We start from the raw sequence: 19105 nt of genomic DNA on the forward strand, positions 1-19105 counted from the left end.
CCTGGAAGCCGGGAGTGCCGTCCTTGAGCCGGATAATAGTGCCAGTCCGGCTTTGCCCCTGAATCATGAAGTGGCGCGGGGTGAAGCCATCGCGGGAAGGCCAGTCGAGTATGTCGCTGATAAGGTAGGTGCCGGTGGGTAAGTACAGTGTACGGCCCGAAACAATGTAGTCTGCAATGGCGCGTTTGAGGGCTTGCGTGTCGTCGGTAACACCGTTGCCAGCGGCGTTGTAGGGGGGCGCTTTGACGTTAATTAAGCCTGCACCGGCGGGAAACAGGGCGTCAGGGGTTTGCGCTACCGCTAGGGGCAGCCCGCCAGTACTGAGGCACAACAGCAAAAGCAGAAAAGGTAAAAAACGCGCCATTGTCAACAATCAAGGATGAAGCAGGAGCCTTCCACGAAGCATGAAAAACCAAGCAACAAGGTAAGCTGAACACAAGCATACAGTGCTGCGTGTTCTGGTTTTTGTTCATATTAAGGAATTATAAGGGACGCTGAAAGCGAGTTGTATTCTTGATATGTATGTGAGTTAAGCAGTAACAATAATTAGAGTAAATACTTGAAAAGTAGATCAATATATTTTAAAAGAAAAAATTGAGGTAACTGCGTGGCAATAGATAGACATTGACGTAGATGCCAAAAAAATACACATTTCAACTTAGCGTACGGGCTAGCTTCCCTATGCTGCTAGAATTTCTAAAATGTAGCAGGCGGCGTTGCAAACCAGTGGTGCTTATATAGCAGCCCTATGTCACAACGTACATAATTGGCGCTCAGCTACGGGCACGAGGTGGCGTCTTAGGAGTTCTAAGTCCCTAGTAATTTCAGGCTGGAAGGGTGATGTCGTCAGTTAAGGAAAAAGGAAAAGTCAGCCTCATTTGCTGGCGACACGGTGCGGGCCAGGCTTGAGCATCCATCGGTGCCGATACAGCTGTTGAAGTGCAATTCCCAACTCAAAAGTTAGGCGGCGTTAGGTTTTTGAAGTGCCCATTCAGCCGCACACGCTCTTTCAGCCGCTCGGTTTCGAGTAGTACCGGTAGAATATGCTCTAGATGTTCGAGTACCTGTTCTTGGCGCTCGGCCTCGGTTTCGGCCTCTAGCAATTGATATTCTTGCTCCGTGTTGAGGCCGAGGTGGTGGGCAATATCATAAATGCGGTAGTCGGCGGGCAGTTCCTGCATGAGTTTGCGCAGGCCGAGCACGTCGTAGAGCTGTTCCATGTGCTCGGTGATGCGCGCCCGCAAAATAACGTCGCCGGTGTTGTCGTCGGCTAGGTCTTCTACCAGCCCGCCGGCGTAGAGCTTGCCGGGAGCCTGGCGATAAAACTCCTCGATGCGGAAGATGCCCACGGCGCGGGTGCGAATGTCGAGCTCGCCGCTGTCGTAGGTTTTTTCGATGCCGGTGAGCTGCATTTCGGTGCCGAGCGAGCTTACGGCCTCGTTGCGGTAGGGAGGAATGCCAAACGTGATACCCTCGCTCAGGCAGTCGCGCACGAGCTGGCGGTAGCGCGGCTCAAAAATGTGCAGGTTGAGCTTTTCGCCCGGAAACACGACCAAGTTTAATGGAAATAGAGCAAGCGTGCGCATATGGCGGAAATGGCGGTTCTGTAGTTTCTATGCTAATATGTAGGTTAAACCTACACGAAAATCAGCGCCTTCATACATTCTGACCTCATTTCAGGCAAGAAATTTCAGTCAGGTTTCGCAAGCGTTGAGCTTTCAAACAATAAAAACGAAAGACCTGCCCCGTTGCCTCCTCATAAAATTATGACCTGCCGCAGCTGCTGCGTCATATTTAGGAAGTACTTGAGAAGTATGTGTTCGATTAAAACGCAGGGTTGAAAGAGAGTATAGATATCAGGTTGAGTTATTTGAGATTTTGACACAACTTCCCAGCTCACTCTTCTTGATATGTAATCAGATGCTCAAAGTCGAAATCATTAGTGGTATGCAGCGGATACACCGTTATCTTGAAAGTAATGCGCACAATAATCCGCTTTTACAGCCTGAAGCGGACGTTGCTGCCGTTAATCTTATGATTAACGACACAAGTGATTTTACTGAGGTGAAAGCAGTTCGCCTTATAACTATGTTGAATTCAATAGAACAAGTCAATCATTACGATGGCTGTGGCTGGCTGGATTATAAGTTGCATTGTAGGAGCTTATTACGGTGCCTTGGGTTCGATCAAATGGCTGAGCTTATCGGGTGCTGACCTTGATGCAAAGTTTGCTCAAGCATTTATCTCAAAAACTAAACACTGCTTTACACTTCTTTAACCTGCCTACGGCTTCCTAATTATAGGCCAGAGCATAGCATAAAGTATTAATAAGCCGAAGCGGGCATGTTGTACCAGGTGGTGGGCGTAGCGACTCCTACCCGCACGTAGCGGCGGCTGATGACGGGCTGCTTCTGGCCTTTGGGCGTGAATTCGGCTAGCAGCAAGTAGCCGCCCGGCTGCTGAGGCAGCTTTACGGTGGCGGCCAGCTCCTGTGCGCCGTAGCCCGGAATCCGAATGCTCAGGTTCTGCTTCAATACGTCCTTGCCCTGGCCGTTGAGCAGCCGCAGCCGCACTTTGCCGCTGGCTTCGGCTTTCAGGTCATTGACGCCGGTGAGGGTGATGGGCAGCGTGGCGCCGGGCGCGTGCGGTGGTACGTGCTTCATGTACCGCTCATCAGTGAAGCCGAGCAGCACAGCCTGGGGCGCAAAGCAGTGGCGGAACCAGCGCTGCATGGGCGAAGGATTCAGCTCGGCAATGGGACCCACGAAGGAGTCGCCGGTGAAGCCGTAGTTGTTGGTGAGATAGCAGAAATGCATCACGCCGGCCAGGCTGCGCTCGGCCCGGAGCCACTCGGTTTGGAGCTGGAGCCAGTAGGCTTGCAGTTCCTGGGTGGCGGGGGCTTTGGCGCCAGGACCGAGGTAGAAATCGTAGTTAGGCAGCGTAAGCTTGCTGGGTGTACCATCGCGCCACAGCCACATCCAGCCGTATTCGTTGGTGAGCTGGGGCAGCGGACGTTCCCGAAACTTCTGGGTCCAGGTTTCCACCGTGTCGTGCAGCAGGCCTAGGTTGTAGGGCTTTTTGGTGCGGAAATCGGGGTAGTTTTTAGCCAGCGAAATGTCCATATAGGGGTGCGGCTCGTCCATGTCGTCCTGGGCACCGCTGCCTTCCTCGGCCGTCATGAAGCCCGCGTCCCAGATGCGGGTGGGGTCCAGGCGTTTCAGTTCGGGAATCAGCTGAGTGCCAATGTATTTATCGTGGTTTTCATTGATGCCGTCCCAGATTACAATGCTCGGGTGGTTGCCATCCGACCACACCCAGTTGGTGTATTCCTGGCGGATTTGCTCGTTCCAACCGTGGTTTTGCCAGTACATCCACTCGTTCTGAAACATCAGTCCGTTCTCATCGGCCAGATCGTACCAAAAGTCGGGAACCAGGCCCACGCACACGCGCATCATGTTCCAGTTGGTGGCCCGTGGAATGTCGGTGAGCAGCTTTTTCACCCAGGTTCGGTCCCAGGGCAAGCCCCGGGATTCCGGATCTTCGGAGAAACGGTGCAAGGTGATGTTGGTGCCGCGCAGCAGGATTTTCTCGCCATTGAGCGTGAAGTACTTGTCTTCGCGGCCGAATTCCCGCATCCCAAACCGCTTGTCCGTGGCGTCGGAAGCGCGGCCTTTTTCGAGCAGGCGCACGGTGGCCGTGTACAGAAACGGGTCGTTGGGCGTCCAGAGGTGAGCTTTGGGCAAGGGTACGTCGAGGGCGGCTTCGGTGAGGTTGTCGCGGCGCACTACCACGTCTTTCCCGGCCGTGGCCACCTGCCGGCCCGATTTCGTTTCGCGGATGGTCACCTGCACCCGGCAGGTGTCGAAAATGTTGGTGCCGAAGAGCAGCTGGGGCGGGTAGAAGCTGCGAATAAGCATTTTGGCCGTTACTTTCTGCTCTTTCAGGTTGGGCAGCAGAATAGCACGGTTCACCCGAAAATTCTGCGTAAAGCTCAGCGTCACATCGTCCCAAATGCCTGGCAGGTAAGCCACCTTTTCCTTATCGGTACCGCCGGCGGCCTGGCTGGGCAGCCAAGCCCGGTCGCCCACCGAAATCAAAATTTCGTTGTTGCCTTCTTTGAGGTAGCGGCTAATCGGAAACTCGATGGGCGTGAAGCACTCCATGCTCCAGCCCGCATCGAAGCCATTGACGAACACGCGGGTCACGTACTGGCTTTTCTTGATGCTGAGTACAGCCGCCTGCTTCAACTGCGCCGCCGATACGGGCACCGTGCGCCGATACCAGCTGTATTTAGGCACGTAATTACGGTCTTCCAAGTTGTGCTGCTCCTGCAAGGTGGCCCCGGTTGGCTTCTGAAAAAAGGCGTCGTAATCCTGAATCCGCGGCTCCGCTAAGTGGATGAGACCTGGCACCGGAATAGTGCGCGTGAACTGCGCAGGCGGCGCGGCCGTGAGCGTCTGGTCGAATTGCCAGGTGCCGTTGAGACTGATAGTTTCGCGCGGGTTGGTTTGGGCCTGAATTGAACCTAGGCTTAGCACCAAAACGCTGAAAAAGGCAAGCAAAAAACGCATGGGCAGGAAAGGGAGGAGAGAAACAGCGAGAAAAAGCAGTTGAGCAGAGCAAATAATAGAGGGCAGGTGATTTGCTGGGTGCGGAACTCAGTGGCTGACAGCTCCGATATCCGGGGTCTTGGGCGGCACGGCTCGCCCGCCAAAATCCTTGGCCGCGCCAGCTAGCGCCGGAGTGGGTGGGAGTGGGGCCCCGGCGCCGCGCACCGGTGAGCCCGCCAGCGGCCGGTAAGCGGGCAGGCGCAACGGCGCCTTGCCTAGTTGGTTGAGCGTAGGCCCAGCGCCGATTTCCGTTAGTCGCGGATCGGTGGTGAGGTCGTTGGCGGGGGTGGTTAGGTTGGAAGCGGCGCGCCAGGCGGGCAGGCTGCGCACCAACTTTTCATCGACCAAAAAGCGGAGCGAGTCGGGCGAACCGCCGGACCAGTAGAGGTTGTGATGGGCTTGCAAGTCCTGGTTGGCGCGGGTGCGTAGTAGCGGCCGCGCGCCAGTACTCACGAGTACGTTATTGAAGAAATGCACCCGCTTGGTTTCGAGCACCGTGATGCCCGAAATCTGTCCGCCCGTGGCGCTAGGACCAATGAAAATAGTGTTGTTGTACACCTCAATATCCGCAACGCCTTTGCTGCTGGCACCGCCGCCATCGGCCACATGAATGGCCCCGAATACGTTACGCCGGCCGTCGTTTTGGCTGATGTTGTAGCGCACCACGTTGTGGTGGAAACTATAGGGCGACTCCGGGTAGACGTAGAGCAGAAAGCCCGCGCCGTCGTTGTCGTGCGCGTAGTTATACTGAAACACCGAGTTGCTCACCCCGCCGTCGAAGTCGAAGCCGCCGCCATCGTTGGAGCCGGTACCGGTACGGTTGTGGTCCGATTCGTTGTACTGCATCAGCACCCGATTGGCGGCGAAGGCCCAGATACCAATGGGCCCGCCTTGCTGGGCGTGGCAGTCGAAACCGTTGTTGTAGGCGCGGCAGCGTTCCACCACCGCACTATCGACGAAGCCCAGGAAAATGCCGCTGCCAGAGTGGTTTTCCAGGAAAGTAGGGTCGCCGGAGTTGTCGTAGGCCACGCAGTCGGCGACGTACACGCGGCGGTGGGCATAGGTGGTGGCGTTGAGTACGTAGCTGGCCTCTAGGTGCAGGCCGGTGTAGAGGTTGTCGAAGGTGCGGCAATTGGTGATGCGCACGTCTTCGTAGCCACTAAGCGACTTGTCGGCCGGCGCGCCGTGCACGAAAATGCCATCAACGCCGAAGCCGTGGGCCCGCACATTGTCGATGGTGATGTTGCGCAACTTGGCAGCGGCGGGCAAGTCGTTGCGGAATTCCACCCCGTAGCCCTTGTTTTGGTGGCGCTCCTGGCCCTGCATCTCCAAGTTGCGCACTACGAAGCCGCCCGCATTGTGCACCAGCAACGCCGTGCCAAGGCCGGCCGCAATGGTGGCCGTACCGCGGTCGTAAGAAGTTACTACCACGGGTTGCGCAGCGGTACCTGCGTCGTTGGCATCGAACACCAAATTGCCCGTGAAGGTGTCGCCACCCCGTAGTTGCAGCCGGTCGCCGGGCTTGCACATGAGTTGGTTGGCGCGGGCCAGCGTTTTCCAGGCTTGGCCGGGGCTGGTGCCAGAGTTGCTGTCGTTGCCTTGGGCACTAACGAAGTAGTCCGTGGCGCTAGCCGACGATACTAGACTTATCAGCAGACCAATCAGCAAGCCGAACTTACTGTGCCAATGCGCGGGTGGAAGTAAAGCCATAGAGAGCGAAGAAATTACTGCCGCCAAACACTAGCGCAAGCTTGTTGCTGCGCCTTCACATTAGGCTTTAGCATGCGTATTTAGACTCTAAGTAATCAATAATAATGCTTATTAGGAAGTAAATACTTCATTTAATGGGGTATCACGACGATTACGTAAGCAGCTGAGGTCGCTTAGCGAACCTGCGCCACGGCTGGCCGCGCGGCTTTCTGGCCGGCCCAAGTCAGCGTGAGGGCGGTTTCGCCGGTAATGCAGTAGCTGAGAATTTGGTCCTGATAACGGATAGTAAAGGTTTTAGGCGTCTTCTCGCGGTTGCAAATCACCATTACCAAACTGCCGTCGGGGTTGCGGAAGGCCACGTTTTCGAGGCGGCCGACCCACTGGTTGGAAGCCAGGCGGCGGGCCCCCGGATCAACAAACTTGCTGAGGTGGCCCAGGGCGTAGTAATCGGTGTTGTAGCCTACAGCGCCGGTTTTCTGGTTTACCGTGAGCAGGCCCCGGCAGGTCGATTGGCTGCCAGCGGCGCGGTAGTAATAGTCGGGTCCGTTGTTTTCGTCGAGGGCGATGTTCCAGAGCACCACCGAGCGGCAGTTCGTGCGCGGCAGGTTGATCAGGTAGCGCATCTCCTCCAGGAAGCCGTCGCGCCATCTTTTCATCGGGTTCCACTCGCCGCCGCTACCTTCCGTGAAATGAATTTCTTTATTGGGAAACTCGCGGTTGATGGCCAGCAGCACCTCCGGAAATCCGTCGCTGTACCAGTGCCAGGCTGAGCCGGCAACGTAGCGGGCCGCCACGGAATCGGAAAGAACCGCGCGGGCAAACTTGCCATTGGGCGCACCTGGCGTGTTGAAATTGTGGTCCCAGCACCAGATTTTGGTGTTTTTGCCGCGCAGCAAGGGCCCCAGATGCTGGCTGATGAGCAGGCGCTGCTCGTCGGCCGTCATTTTCAGCGCGGGCCAGATGTCGCTGGCGTGGTCGGGCTCGTTTTGCATGCTGGTGGCGTAGATCGGAATGCCCGCCTGAGCATACGCATCCATAAAACGAACCAGATACTTGGCGTAGGCCCGGTAGCAATCCGGCCGCAAATGGCCCTCGATGCCCTTGGCCTTTCCCACGATGGCGTTGTTGGTTTTCATCCAAGCCGGCGGGCTCCAAGTGGCGCAGGTCACCTTGATGCGGCCGGGCATTACGGTCAGCGCCCGTTGGAGCACCGGAATAACGTAGCGCTTGTCGGGGCCGATATCGAAGCGGCTGAGCGTGGTGTCCAGGAAGGTAGCATCATCGTACGTGTACGGCGCCAGCACATGGTCGCAGGCCCCGATGGGCTGGCGCAACATGCTCAAACCAATGCCGCTGCGCTTGCCGAACAGCCGCTGCAGCACCGTATCGCGGGCGGCGGGAGTGAGCTTGCTTTCCAGCAGGTAGGCCGAGGCTTCGGTGAAAGAGGCGCCGAAGCCGTCCATTTCCTGAAACAGCGAATCGGGTTGGAGCCGAATGCTATACCGGGCCGTATCGGGCACACCCGAGGCAAATGGCACGGCCGGCTGCTGCTCCAAAGCCTGCGCCATGCCGGTGTTGGTGTCATTCACCCGCGACACCCAGGGCGTGGCCAGTAACGGTTTCGCCGCCGGCGACTGGCAGCCGGGCAGGGCAGTGGCGGCCAGCAGCAGCGCTGGCACGAAGGACTGAAGCAGCAAGTAGCGTTTACGCATAGCAACGGAGGTGTTGAGGGAGGGTATGCGGCGAATGTGTAGGCCAGGAATTACCCCGAGGCACTACAGCAGGTGTATCGACTGTGCGTGTCATTGCCTTCCAGCCCAGAGTTTAAACCCTGGGCTGTGCAGCGGTATGGACAAGAATTCGGAAGCTCTCTAAGCTCTAACTTCTCAGGTCTAAGGTCTCCACCACTCAGCTCTTGGCTTGAATAAATTCCCGCCAGATAGTAATGGGCACGATGGCCGTCCAGCCGCAGAAATCGGGCTTTGCAATGTTGCCGTAGCTCGAAAACTCGGGGGCGTAGTTTTCCCAGAAGGTGCCGGTATGTTGGAATACCTCCGCCACGGCGCCGTAGTAGCGTTGGGCCAGCTGCTGCGCCAGCTCCGTTTTGCCCACGTGCCGCAAGCCGCGCAGCACCATGTAGTTGGTGGGCGCCCACACGCCGCCGAGCCAGTAGTCGCCGTAGGGTTTGTATTCGGGCTCGTCGGCGGCCAGGGCGGGCACCGGCACGGGGCGGCCGAATTTCTTGGGGTCGGTGAGGTGGGCCAGGAAACGGTCGAGCCGCTTGGCGGGCACGCAATCGGCTAGCAGGGCCCAGTACATGCCCACGTGGAAGCGCCGGATGGGCTGGCCGTAGCCCAGGTCGAAGTAAAAACCGTCGGCCTCGCTCCAGCAGTGTTGGTTGAGGGCCGCTTTGAGGGCCGCGTGCTCCTTCTCGTAGGCTGGCACATCGGCGGCCTGGCCGGCTAGCCGGGCTATCTGCTGGAGGTTCCGGGCAAACAGCGCCATCTGGGCCGAAAAATCCACCAGCCGGCCCTGCACGTTCCAGCGCGACCGTTCATCGACGTAGTTGATGATTTTGGGGTACAGGTTGGTGAAGGTGAGGCCCTTGCCGTCGTCTTTCCAGCCGGGTGGGTGGCGCGGAATGTTGTCCATGCCCATGCCCAGCGTATCGCCGAAGTAAAGGCCGTCGTCGCCGCGGTAGGTGGCTTGCAGGAACTCGAAGTGGCGCTTGAGGTGGGGGTACACCCGGCGCAGGCGGACTACGTCGGGGTTTTGGCTGTGCAGCTCCAGCTCGCCAAAAGCCAGCAGCGGCGGATTGATGCTCACCGGATGGTGCTTCTCCCACATCGGCTTACCGTTTTCGAGATACTCGCGGCCGATGTAGCCATCCGCGTCCTGCACCCGGTAGAAGTTGTCGAGGGCCTGCGCGATGGGTAATTCCTGCTGGTGGTACTTGGCGTAGCACGTCATGAAGCAGGTGTCCCAGTAGAAGATGTTGTTGGAAAAAGCTTCGTCCAGGTAGGGCTGCTTGAAAAACGGCTCCTGCTCACCGCCCCGAATCTTGGTTTTAGCAATGCTCAGGGCCTTGTCGTACATGCGCTGGGCCAGCTCTTTCGATACCGAAAAAGCAGCGGCGCCCCCCGCCGCAGCCGAGTTGGCTGTTTCGGAGGGCGCCGATGAGCAAGCGGCCAAAGGTGCCAGCGCGGCCGTGAGTCCGGCCGCACTGGCGTTTCTTAAAAAAGTACGACGATGCAGCATAGCACAGGGAAACAGGTGGAGGATAGGAACAGAACAACCAAACAACCAGTCGTTCAGCGCCTCCCAAGTTACTGTTTCACCACATGCCGCACCACTCGTTTAGAACCTTCGCCAATGGTGAGCAGGAAAGCACCCGGCGGCAGAGCTTTCACATCGAGTTGGTGCTTGGCGTTGAGGTGGCCGCGTAGTACCGCTCGCCCTAGCAGGTCAGTCACCAGTACAGGCACGGGCGCCGACGCGGTAGGCAGGCCTTCCACGGTCAGTAGATCGTGTACTGGGTTGGGATAAAGCTCGGCTGGCGCGGCAGCTGGTTTGGTTGAAGTGGTCAAGGGGCCAGTAGCAGTGGCATAACCCGTAAACAGAGGCAAGCTTCGGGCGCCGAGATTAGCAATAGTGAACTCCCGCCATTCCGTACCCCGCCGCTCCCGCACGTATACCGGGTAGTAATTGGGTCCAGCTTTGGTGAAACTCAACGACACGCGGCCGTTGTCGTTGATGAAGGCTGGTTGCGTGACGTTCTGGTTTAGAGGATATATCAGGGCGCCTAGCAGCTCCGTGCTGCCCCCCACGGTTTTGATGGTCGTCATTTCGCCTTCGGTTTTGAAGCCTAAAATCCACAACGTGCCGCCGTTGTTCTCAATGAGCGGGTCGTTGCCGAACTCGGAGTTGAGCTGCCGCGCCCACACCTTTTGCGGCCCGTTGATAAGATAGGGCTTGCCAATAACGTCCTCTACGAACAGCTTGCCCGTGTTGCCGGCCGTAGTGCGGTAGCCTTCGTGGTCGAGGTGGCGTAGTACGAGGGCGCGGCTGGCCGCGTGCTCAACCATACCTTCCAGCCGCATGTGTTCCAGCACCACGTTGGTCGGGCCGCCATTCTCGAAGCGCACGAGCGGCTGGCCCGCCGGGAAGTCAGCCTTGCGCAGAAGCTGGGCACTAAGGCCCGTAATGCGGCGCACATTGCCCCGGACAATAAGAGGTGCCGACAGGTGATAATCGCCGCCCGGCAGGTACACCACGGGCTTGCCGGCGTCGATGGCCGCCTGAATGCCGGTGGCATCGTTGTTGGTATTGTTGTCGGTGCTGGCGCCGTAGGTGGCCACGTTGGCCCACTGGCTCAGGTCGGCGTTGTCGTACTCGGGCGTTTCCTCAATGGGCAGGTTAAGAGAGGTATCGGGACCCGAAAACAGGCTCTTGACTACGTGCGACGAGAATTCGGCTACGGTGCTGGCCGTCACGTCCACGCGGGTGCCGTTGTTGTTGTCGATAAGCTTGCCGTAGCCGGTGCTGCTCACGTTGCGGGCCAATAAGTAGCCATTGTTGACGATGGCCGCCTGGCCGGCCGCTCCGCCGCGCAGTTCGGCGTCGAGCAACACAATCTGGCCTTCACCGCCCGCTGCTTCAATGGCCGGCACCGTGTTCTGGCTGAAAAGCTTGCGGATGTGCAGCACGTTGTCGGCGTTCCGCACCCCGGCCCGCCGCTGGCCCTGCAAGTAGAGGTATTCAAACGTGACGCCGTAATCATACACGCCTACCTGAACGCCATAATCGAAGCCTTCCACATGCACGTTCTTGACGATGGACGGCCCCGGCCAATCCCGAATCATGGCAATGCCCGCCACCCCGGCCCCGTCGCCCGAGCGCACCGTCACGTGCTCGATGGCCCCGCGGTTGCTGGCCAGGTAGTCAAGCCCCATAGCCCCAGGGTTGCCGGAGCCGGTATGCACGGTCAGGTTGAGGATGGAGTGCCGAAAGGCTTGGTTGCCGCCGCCGCTGGGTTGGGGATCTTCGGAGCCAGTTTTGATAACGGCCTTCGGGGCGCCCGGGTCGTTGTAGCCGGGCGCGTTATCAGCGAGCTTGATGATGGTGCCGGTTTCACTTTCTCCCACCAGCATCATGCCCGCGCGCCAGCCGTCGGAGAAACCACCCGTCCCGATCCGGCTCAACAAGGTATTGCTCACGCGATAGGTGCCCCGGGGGAAGTACACGAAGCGCGGGGCGCCGTAACGGTTACCACTTTCGAGGCCAGCCGCAATGGCGGCCTGAATGGCCTGCGTATCGTCGGTAGTACCGTTGCCGGCCGCGTTGTAGGGGGCCGCCTTCACGTTGATCATGCGGCCATCGGCGGGTAAGGGCCGGTCCTGCGCCTGGCTAGTTAGCACAGCCGTTGAGCAGACAAGAGCAAAAAGTAAGCGTACGGGCTTCATGCGAGGAATGAATAAGGTTGAAAAGGAGAATAGGCTGAAGAAGTGCGGCTGCCGTGCCCATGAAGTGAGCTGGTCGGCGGCAAAAGCCTTAAGTCCGGCGCGAGTAGGGCACCGTTAACCCCGCCGCGCAGCAGTAGGTTTATCGAACCAGCAGTTTAGTACTGAGCAACTGGCCGTTGGCCGTGGTGGCTAGCACCGTGTAAAGGCCCGCTGGCAGCTCCAGTACCGATAGCGTCAGCTCGGCGGTACGGCCCGTGCCACGAGCGGTGCGGCACGCTTGGCCGAGCGTATTGCGCACCACTACTTGCGCCAGCGGAGTGTCGGCGCGCAGGGTCACGGCGTCGTGGGCTGGGTTGGGGTAGAGGATCAGGCCTTGCTCCGTTGCTTGGCTGCCACCGGCCGTACCCAAGGGCGTCGTGGTCGGCTCAAACTCATACGCCCCAATATCGGGGGCACTGCCCAGAAAAGGAAAGCCCACGTTCGTACCCGCATTCACGACGGCGCTGCTGGCGTTGGCCGGCGCGTAGTACGGGAAAGGAGCCGCGCCACTGAGTAGGAAGCCGGGCTCAACGCCCGTGAGGTTGCCCGTCGGTACGCGGTTCACGTTCACGAACAGGTTGTGCGTGACCGTCACGTTGCCGATCTGCGGTTGGTCGTAGTACAGCTGGCGGGGCTGCGAGGCCGGGGCCACTACCACGTTGTTCTTGAACACCCAGTTGCGCACCCCGTGGCTTGCCCCAACGGCACCCAGCTCGAAAATGGCCCCGGCCCGGTTGCCCGCGTTGGCGCAGTACACGGTATTGTTGTATACGAACAGGTTTTCCAGAATGCCTTCGTTTTTCCACACGAAAGCCCGGTCCAGGTTGCGTACCACGTTGTGGTGAATCTGAATTGGACCCGTGGTGTTGCCGCCGTGCTGAGTGTATACCCGGCCGCCGGTTTGGGTGATGTGGATGTTGTTATGGCTAATGATTAGATAGTTGCGCGGTCCCTCCACCGTGTAGCTGTCCGCCAGATCATTGTGATGAATCCAAATAGCGTAGGTGAAGCCACGGCTATTGGGGTCGGCCCCGCCGTCGGTTTTCGGAATGGAGATGCACCGATTCATGGTGTTCTCATATACCTCGAAGCCAAACTCGTGCTCATGGGCCGATTCCAGGGCAAACTCGCTCTCCACCTCAACCGTGTTGCGGTAGAACTTCACATCTTCGTGGCCGCTGGCTTTGTAGCCGTAGCCGGGGCCGTAAGTGCCCCGCAGCACATTGTCGTGGATGCTGGAATGCTCCAAGTAACGGGTTTGCAGGTGGCCGTTGTGGTAGCCCTCGAACACCTGGCTGGCATTGAGAAACTGGCAGTGGTGCAGGTCCAGCCCGCTCACCTCCCGAAAGAAGGCGCCCGTCCAGGAGAACTCCTCAAACTTGCAGTTGTTGACCTTGATATTGGCCGAGTACTTGTTCCAAATACCGCCGTGGATGCGGGCCGTAGCGCTGGCCGAAATCAGCGTCAGCTGCTCGATGGTGATGTTGTCGAGGTCGTTGATGGCGATGAGGTAGTTGCTGGCGGCCTGGGCCTGCAACGTGCCGGTGAGGGTCCACGTGGCCGAGGCCTGTAGCGTAGTTTGCGCGATGCCCTGGCCGCGCACCGTAACACCGGCTTTCGGATAGCTGGTGCGCGTGGCCGTAAACGTGCCCGCCCCAACGGAAATGACGTGCGTACCAGCGGCCACCCGGTCGCAGGCGTACTCCAAAGAGCGCCAGGCAGTGGCCGCCGAGAGGCCGTCACGGGCGGCGTTGTCAGTGCCGGTTGTTGTTACGTAATAGGTGGCCGCCCTTGCCAGCGGCGACTGTAGTAGGCAGGTGAGGAGCAGACTGACGGAGAGGAAAAGTTTAATTCGCATAGGGTGGTTGTATGGTGGGGAAACGAACTTGCTTTTTGATTTATACAGCCCAATTCCAGCTTGAAAAGGCATAATTATCAACACTTTGTCCATATCAAATTTCGCTAAGCTGCCTTTGCTGGAAACCGAAAAATGTTTGATAAATCAAATTTTGCAAGTAGTGTATCCGGCCCCGCCACCCGAGTGCACCGGCACGTCCTAGACGGCGCCACGGTTACTGGCAATGTAGTCGAGGCGTATGGCCGCAGGGTTGCTGGAGCCGGTATACAGGGTCAGGTTGAGGAGGGAGTGCCGGAATGCTTGGTTGGCGCCGCAGGGGGAGAGCTTAGCAAAAGAAGAGTTGTTAGCGGACCAGCAGTGGGCGGCGCACGAGTTGCCCATCGGTGGTGGTAGCCTGCACGGAGTACAGGCCCGCCGGCAGCCCAACCACCGGCAGCGTTAGCGTAGTAGCGCGGCCCGGCGCCCGGAGCGTGCGGCATACCTGGCCCAGGGCGTTGTAGAGGACCGCGTAGGCCAGTGGCACTTCGGCGCGCAGCGTTACGGCGTCCTGAGCGGGGTTGGGATGTAGCGTGAGCAGGGTAGTGACAGCGCTGCGGGTGCCGGCCACCACGGCAGACCGGGTAGTGGGAGTGAAGCGCCAGTGCTGCGCGGCATTGCCATTGTCGGTCCACGCCTGCACGTTGGTACCGGGGGCCGTGCCCGCCCCGTCCACATCCAGGCGCAAGGCCGGCGCGCACTGAGGCGTGAGGGTGAAGTAGGGCGTGCCAGCCAGTGGCGTCAGGGTCCAGCGCTGCGCCGGGTTGTCGAGCCAGCCAAAGAGCTGCACGTTGGTGGCCGGCGCGGTGCCCGCGCCAGCCATGTCCACTACTTTCGTGGTATCCAGCGCCGAGCTGAGGCGGTAGCGCCCGTCGGGCTGGCGGCGCACCGTCCACTTCTGGGAGTTGCTGGTGGGGTTGTCGGCGCCCAACTGCACGTTGGTGCCGGGCGTGGCCAGGCTGCCGGCCAGGTCGAGGCGGGTGGCGGGGGCGCACTCCGGCGTGAGCGTGTACAGGCCGTCGGCCAGCGGGGCCGCGGGGGGAGGCGTCACGGGAATAAAGCCGCTGTAAGAAAGCAGGTCCCGGCCGCCGCTGTAGACGTCGCCCCGCCCGATGTTGCGCGTGGTGCCGCCGCGGGTTTCGCGCACCCACACATCGTAGAAATTGCCGCTAAAGTTCAGCTCTGCCACCGATATCAGGCTCACGTTCGACTCGTTGTTGATGAACATGGGTACTGTGGGCTTGCCCCCGGAGGAGTAGATCAGGGAGCCGAGCAGCTCGGTGGAGCCGCCCAGCGTGGTATTAAGCCACGTGCTTTCGGCCTCCGTTTTCATGCCCATGATCCACAGCTTGGCGCCTTTGTTTTCCACGGTGGTGTACTCAATGTTGAACTGGCGCGCCCAGATGCTGCCCCCGGCCGTATTGGGCCGGAAAAACTGCGTGGTAATGTCGTTCACGAACACGTCGCCGCTGTTGTTGAGGTCGTAGCGCAGCCCCAGCACCGAGTTCACGACCAGCGTGCGGGTGGACGCTTGTTCGAGGCGCACGCTGTTGTTGAACTCCTCGAAAAATTGCTCCAGCACCACCACCGGCGCGTCGGTGGTGCCGCTGTTGACCAGCTTGAAGCCGCCCGACCCCAGCAGGTTGCATTCGTTGCCGAGCACGTGGCGCACGGGACCCTTTATTTCCACGGTGCCGGTGAGGCGGAAGCGGCGGCCGTTGGGGAAGTACACGGTGGTTTTGCCGGAGTTGATGGCGGCTTGCACGGCCGCCGTAGCGTCGGTGGCGCCGGTGGGGTCGGCGCCGTAGTCCACCACGTTGGCCCAGTCGGTGGCCGGGTTGCCCCAGGGCACTTCCGGGATATCTTTGATGGGCAGGCCCAGCGAGCGGTCGGGCGAGGCCGACAGTTTGTTGTAGTAGCAGTACGAATTGTACTCGCTAACCAGGCCGTTGGGCACGTTGGGGCAGCTGGCCGGCGCCCCCTGGTACACGATGGCCTGGGCGTAGCCGCTCGTCGTTACGTTGCGGGCGTAGAGGTAGGTGCGGAAACCCGCTTCCTCGATAGCGGCCTTGGTGCTGGCCGCGCCCGTGCCGTCGAGCTGCGAGTCGAGCAGTACGATATTGTTGAGGCTGCCGCCGCCCTCACGGGTGCGGATGGCCGGCACCGTGTTGTTGCTGCGGAAGTGGCGCAGCGTGGTGCGCCCGCCATCGCTCTCCAAGCCGTACACGCGCTGGTTTTCGACCGTGACGTTTTCCATCACCATGCCGTAGCCATACTGGCAGCGGATGCCTTTGTCGAAGCCGCGCACGTAGATATCGCGGAACATGAGCGGCCCGTTGCCGCCGTCGAAGCTCAAATCCAGCCCAATAGGCCCCTGCCCATCGCCGGAGATGATGCGCACGCGCTCGGCAATGCCCTGGTTGGAAGCGAAGAGCTGCAAGCCAATGGCGCCGGGGTTGCCCGTGCCGGTATCGAAGGTGATGTCGCGCACCGAGTTGCGAAACGCCTGCTCCAGCGTGGCGCCGGACGTGGTGCGCATCATGGCTTGCGGCGCGTTGGCATCCTGGAAGCCAGGGCAGTTGTTTTGCAGCTTGATGACGGTGCCGGTCTGGCTTTGGCCGTGTATCATCAGGAAGCGCGGGCTTTGGTTGCTGCGCGGCGAGTACGGCCACAGCAAGCGCCGCGTGATGCGGTACGTTCCGTTGGGCAGGTAAATGATGCGGCCCGTGTCCACGTAGTCGGTAATGGCTTGTTGCAGGGCGTTGGTGTCGTCGGCCACGCCGTCGCCTGCGGCGTTATAGGGCGCGGCCTTCACGTTCACCACGTTGGCCCCAGTCGGGTAGGCATGGTCCTGAGCGGCAAGCGGCCCCGCGGCGGCCAAACTCAAAAGCAAGAGCGTGGCTCGCATCAAGCGTAAAAAGGGCATAAGTAAAAAGCTGGAAGTGAAACGAAGGGAAATGAGCGACACCCGCTTACCTGATGCGAGGCCGGCGCAACGCCGTTACGGGTGGCCATGTGGCGGCCGTTGGTTGCCATGGAAGCAGTGGTGGGTGTAGCGAGCGGTGCCGGCCGCAAGCAGGGCAGGAGTAGACTAATGAAAGGGAAAAATTTAAATTTCAGCGGAAGGCAGCACAGTTGAGATGCTAACTTAATTTTTTTAATTCAATTAGCCTAAAGGAGGCTGAAAAAGGCATAATTTTAACACATTACTCATATTGAGTTTTAGCGAAATATCGGGGTGTGAAATATATGTTATTTGATAAGTCAAATTCAGTGCAGTTTGACATCTGCTGCCTTCTGGTGCTTTTCTCTTCCCTGGATACTGGTTTTTCCAACAGAAAAACTCCACCCAGGACCACCGTCGGCAACGGCAGCTCTAAGTGGAGTATTTGGTTGGCAACGCGCGTGCTTGTGGCGCGTGCTTGCGCTTAAAGCGGGTTGCGTGGCGTCAATTGCGGGCGCGCCTTCGCGCTGTCCGTGAGGAAGAGACTAACGGACCGCCACGCGCAGGCTAGCCGTGTGCTGGCTGGTTTGCACGAGCAGCGTATAGATGCCCACGGGCAAGCCGGCTACGTCTACTTGGGCTTGCGTGCCGGCTGCCCGCAGCACCAGGGAGCGGGAGTATACCGACTGCCCCAGGGCGTTGAGCAGCAGCAGCCGAGCCACCGGGGCGTTGGTGGCGGGCAGGTCCAGCGTAAAATACCGTTGCGCCGGGTTGGGAAACACGCGCAGCTCGCCGGCTCCCCAGGCGGCGCGGGTGGTCAGCGGCGTAGTGGCCGCTACCCGCACATTGTCGATGCCCAGGTCGCTGGGGTTGCCGCCGTTCGGGTCGTACACGCCCTGGAAGCGAATCACGCTCGTGGCGGAAGTGGCGGGCAGCACCAGCGTTTGCGGGGCGAAGCCGGTGGTGGTAGCCAGGGCCAGCAGCGGTGCCCCGAAGGTAGCGCCGCCATTGGTGCTCAGCAGTACTTCGAGCTTGTCGCCGCCGCTTGAGTTGATGTAGTCGAAGGTGAGCGTTTTGCTGCCGGCCGCGCTTAGGTTCACGAATAAGTCGAGGCTGCCCTGGGCCGGCTCTTCGGGGATGGACCGGGTGGAAGAGTGAAACCGGGCCGAGTACGCGCCCTGGCTGCTGGCCGGCGCGTAGGTGCTGCTCCCCGGAAACAGCCAGCCCGCCGCCGCGCCATCCTCGTTGCGGCGCCACGCGGGGTTGCCTTCTACGGGGCGCGTCCGCCAGCTGGGGCCGGCCGCGTCGCGGGTGCCGCAGCTGCTGAGCCAGGTATTCTCGAAGCTTTCGGCCACGGGCAGCGTGGCGTAGGTGGGTTGAATTTCGCTCACTTGCACAGGCGCCGAGGTAGCCGACTGACCGCCGCACGTAAGCCGGGCCCGAAACCAGGTGCGGGAACTGACGGTAGCCGCGTAAGCAAAGCTCGTGGCTCCGGCCATGTCGGTGTAGGTGGTGCCGTCGGCCGACTGCTGCCACTGGTAGCTCAGGCCAGCGCCGGTGGCGGCGCCGGTCAGGCTGATAGTGAGCGGCGTGCCGCCGGTGCAGAAGCCGCCCGGCGCGCTGGCTACGGCCGTGCCCGCTGCGGGCGGACTGGTGCAGGCGGCAGTGGTGCCGAAAACCAGCTGCACGTTGGGCCTGTTGCCGTTGGAAATACCCCCCGTAGGCACGAACGTGCCCTGAAACTTAACAGCCGAGTTGGAGCCGGCCGAAGAGTAACGGAACTGCTTCTGGTTGGTAGCCATTTCAGTGGCTGCGGCTGAGGTGGTCTCGATGTACACCTGCAAGTTGCTGGCCGGGTCGTAGTTGAATGGCACGTCGAGCGGCAAACTCACCCACTGCCCGGCCACGAAGGCGCTGCCGGGCAGCGTGCGGTCGTAGACGAGCGTGGCCCCGCTGCGCTCGTCGTCGGGCCTCACCACCTGCGGGAAGCTGGCCGAAGCGCGCTGCTTGAGGTAAAGCTTCACCGGCGCCGGCTGCGGATTATTGACCGACTCGACGTAATACCGGATTTCAGTGATGAAGCCCCCGCGGCCCACCTCGGCGCCAGTGTAAATGCCCGACGACCAGACATAGCGGAAGATAGTGCTGAACGGCACGATGCCCTGGCCCGGGTCGGGGGCGCCGCCACTGTTGTCGGCGGGAATGGTAATGGTGGTTTGGGCGGCCACCGCGAGCGGGACCAGCCACGCCAGCGCCCAAAGCGCCAGCCACGAGCGTCTTCCGCGGGCAGCGTTGCGAGTCCGGTCCGGAGCCACCGGAAAAGAGTTTTTTGAGTAGGGATAGTGCGCCATAGTTGAGCAGCTGAAGCGTGAAGGAGGCAGAGTTGCCAAGCCTAAGCTAAGGAACGAGCACTGAAATTCACGCGGCAAGCTACTAATGTGCCCTT

At 60.0% G+C, this 19105-nt stretch carries 10 protein-coding genes; all 10 read right to left on the reverse strand.

The window, feature by feature from the left end:
- Positions 1–364, reverse strand: a 364-nt coding sequence (locus ACYSMN_RS24405; RefSeq protein WP_488926547.1) for a glycosyl hydrolase family 28-related protein, incomplete at its 3' end; no start/stop codon positions are given.
- 589 nt (positions 365–953) lie between these two features.
- The gene (locus tag ACYSMN_RS24410) at positions 954–1586 is read right to left on the reverse strand and encodes an LON peptidase substrate-binding domain-containing protein (RefSeq protein ID WP_488926548.1); all 633 of its coding nucleotides are present in this window, start codon (positions 1584–1586) and stop codon (positions 954–956) included.
- Positions 1587–2324: 738 nt separating this feature from the next.
- Positions 2325–4571, reverse strand: coding sequence for a glycoside hydrolase family 2 protein (locus ACYSMN_RS24415; protein WP_488926549.1), 2247 nt, complete (start codon positions 4569–4571; stop codon positions 2325–2327).
- 87 nt (positions 4572–4658) lie between these two features.
- Positions 4659–6320 carry a right-handed parallel beta-helix repeat-containing protein gene (locus ACYSMN_RS24420; protein ID WP_488926550.1) on the reverse strand — a complete coding sequence of 554 codons (1662 nt, stop codon included), beginning with the start codon at positions 6318–6320 and terminating at the stop codon, positions 4659–4661.
- A 173-nt stretch (positions 6321–6493) separates the two neighbouring features.
- On the reverse strand, positions 6494–8032 hold the full coding sequence (locus ACYSMN_RS24425) for a glycoside hydrolase family 30 protein (protein WP_488926551.1): 1539 nt from the start codon (positions 8030–8032) through the stop codon (positions 6494–6496).
- A gap of 196 nt (positions 8033–8228) precedes the next feature.
- Positions 8229–9578 (reverse strand): MGH1-like glycoside hydrolase domain-containing protein, encoded by a 1350-nt coding sequence (locus ACYSMN_RS24430; protein WP_488926552.1) that lies wholly within the window; start codon positions 9576–9578, stop codon positions 8229–8231.
- 68 nt (positions 9579–9646) lie between these two features.
- Positions 9647–11782: a glycosyl hydrolase family 28-related protein gene (locus ACYSMN_RS24435; RefSeq protein WP_488926553.1), complete on the reverse strand. Its 2136-nt coding sequence runs from the start codon at positions 11780–11782 to the stop codon at positions 9647–9649.
- Between the two features lie 139 nt (positions 11783–11921).
- Positions 11922–13679: a T9SS type A sorting domain-containing protein gene (locus ACYSMN_RS24440; RefSeq protein WP_488926554.1), complete on the reverse strand. Its 1758-nt coding sequence runs from the start codon at positions 13677–13679 to the stop codon at positions 11922–11924.
- Between the two features lie 343 nt (positions 13680–14022).
- The gene (locus tag ACYSMN_RS24445; RefSeq protein WP_488926555.1) at positions 14023–16641 is read right to left on the reverse strand and encodes a glycosyl hydrolase family 28-related protein; all 2619 of its coding nucleotides are present in this window, start codon (positions 16639–16641) and stop codon (positions 14023–14025) included.
- A gap of 563 nt (positions 16642–17204) precedes the next feature.
- Positions 17205–19010 carry a DUF8696 domain-containing protein gene (locus ACYSMN_RS24450; RefSeq protein ID WP_488926556.1) on the reverse strand — a complete coding sequence of 602 codons (1806 nt, stop codon included), beginning with the start codon at positions 19008–19010 and terminating at the stop codon, positions 17205–17207.
- Between the last annotated feature and the right edge of the window lie 95 nt (positions 19011–19105).

The sequence above is a fragment of the Hymenobacter sp. M1-2 genome, from assembly GCF_057808495.1.